Annotated in this window: 2 protein-coding genes and 1 pseudogene; 2 read left to right on the forward strand and 1 reads right to left on the reverse strand. The window is 41.0% G+C overall.

Features of this window, described 5'->3' with window-relative positions:
* Positions 1–114, forward strand: a 114-nt coding sequence (locus PX482_RS06140; protein WP_287627018.1) for a transposase, incomplete at its 5' end; no start/stop codon positions are given.
* Here the strand turns inward: PX482_RS06140 and PX482_RS06145 are convergent.
* Positions 91–1,359, reverse strand: a complete 1,269-nt coding sequence (locus PX482_RS06145) for a hypothetical protein (RefSeq protein WP_288025928.1) — start codon at positions 1,357–1,359, stop codon at positions 91–93. The genes PX482_RS06140 and PX482_RS06145 overlap by 24 nt on opposite strands.
* On the opposite strand from PX482_RS06145, the pseudogene PX482_RS06150 reads away from it, so the two are divergent.
* Positions 1,343–1,745: pseudogene (locus tag PX482_RS06150) on the forward strand (bluetail domain-containing putative surface protein); the annotation flags it as partial. The gene PX482_RS06145 and the pseudogene PX482_RS06150 sit on opposite strands and share 17 nt — an antisense overlap.
* Positions 1,746–2,013: the final 268 nt, after the last annotated feature.

A 2,013-nucleotide genomic window follows, 5' to 3' on the forward strand; every position in this document is an offset into this window, starting at 1 on the left:
GTGGTCGAGGGAATCAACAATAAACTTAAACTAATAAAACGGAGAGGCTATGGCTTGAGAAACTTTCGGAATTTTTGGGTTAGAAGTATGTTATCTTGGCATCTTGTATGTTGATTTAGCATAAAGGGTAACGAAGAGCCGCACTACTTCTGTCAGGAAAGCATTCAAACTTCGCAAATCATCTTCAATTTGTTGCTGAATATTAGGAATTGTTTTCTCCCACTCGCCTAAGCGATTGGCAGGGAAGATAGTATAGAGTAATTTACTTTCTCTCTCAATCCAAGTAACATTAAGTGTATGTTTATCGGGATTAACCGTCATACTTTCTAAGTTTTTGAGACCATCAATTGGGTCTTCCATTGATAAAACTTTTGGCGATATTTTATTATACGAGTAGAAAGTTACGTTAGTTTGAACGATTACATACCCAACTCTTGTTGCTCCTCTGAAAAACTCAATCTCAATAACTTGCTCACCTCTTTCAAGAGGAACAAGGGTAAAAATCACTTCGTTGGAATCGCCTTTAACTGGAACAGTCAACTGCTGCTGATAAGGTCTTATGGCAAATGCTGGAGCAGTAACCTTGACATTTAGTTCAACTTGCTTAGTATTACGTCCTACTGTAAGCAAAATTTTTTCTTGAACACGAGTAAATTCTGGAATCTCTTCAGTTAGCTGAATCTTTAACTCAGCTTTTTGCTCAAGAACACATTCTGATGGGAATTCGATTCGAGTGTGGCGTTGAATTGTTACGCTATTAGACGACGGAAGGGGTTTAGGCTGCTCAGAGCAAGGCGGCCGAATAAACTCCCCACGCTCGTTAATACTCCCTTTATTCGAGTTAAAATAACCCGGGTTGCCGATATATTTTCTGTTTAAATCCGCTTCTCCACCTGCCAATTTGTCGGGTGGAACCCTAACCGTCGGTTCCACCTTTACATATGAGTTTATGTCTTGAACAAATTCAGTTTTTCTTAGCCTTAGTCCCTCACGGATTACTGATAAGCTTGTTTCTGGATGAGTGAGCAGTTGAAATTGAATACAGAAATCAGCCAACTGGAAATATCGAGCCTTAATAGCTTGATAAGCTGTCTCAAGCAGGTCCAAATCGACTTGGCTCAGAATAGTTGCAAAATCAGCTACAAGGCTTTGAGTTTCAGCAGCAAATTTCTTTAAGAGAGTATCAGCTTCACTAAACTTATTTTGTCCCAGCAATGCAGCAAGTTGTACGAGTTGTCTGTTACGAGTGTTAGGAAAGTATGCAGCCAAAGCATAAGCCTCGGCGAATTCCCCTTCTCCCAGAAGAGCGACAATCGGTTGCAGCCAAGTTTCACGAGGTGTTTCACTGCGAGTTTCCATTTCCTATACCCTTTCTGACAACGTGGAAAATCTCGTCCTCACTGGTACTGGTAATCTTAATGGCACGGGTAATGCCTTGTCAATTTGGTGGGGCCATTAATGCCCCTCTCGCTTTTACCCGGGCAACAGATAGCACCACGACCAATATTAACACCATTGTTACTAACGTCTTTACCGATGCTAATGGCGCAACAGCCGGAAATCAAGCTATCGGGATGAACAGTGCTGCTTTAGTGCGGGTTGCTAATACTACTACCACTTACCTAATTATCAACGACGGTACGGGGGGTTTCCAAAGTGCTAATGATTTGGTGATTAATCTCACCGGGTTAACGGGTAGTTTACCGGCGCTCGGCCCTATTCCAGTCAATAGTTTCTTTGTCTAGATTGATGGGGGGGATTAATTCTCCCCTTTTAATGCTCCCGTTCAAGTAATTTTGATACAAAAAAAGTTAAGAGGCTCTTCTCGACTTTGTGTTATAAGTAGCTGGTTATAATTAAATTAAAAATGGATTTTGCCTCTGATCCCCCCTTAGTCCCCCCTTGATAAGCTATCCCTTATAGGGATCTTTCTTAACAATTTTTTCATTAAGCACTCCAACTCTTATCCTGACTTGATTTCAGTTTTTTCTTTGTCAGTAAGGGTGTCAACAA

The sequence above is a fragment of the Microcystis sp. M53602_WE12 genome (assembly GCF_030065455.1).
Taxonomy (GTDB): domain Bacteria; phylum Cyanobacteriota; class Cyanobacteriia; order Cyanobacteriales; family Microcystaceae; genus Microcystis; species Microcystis aeruginosa.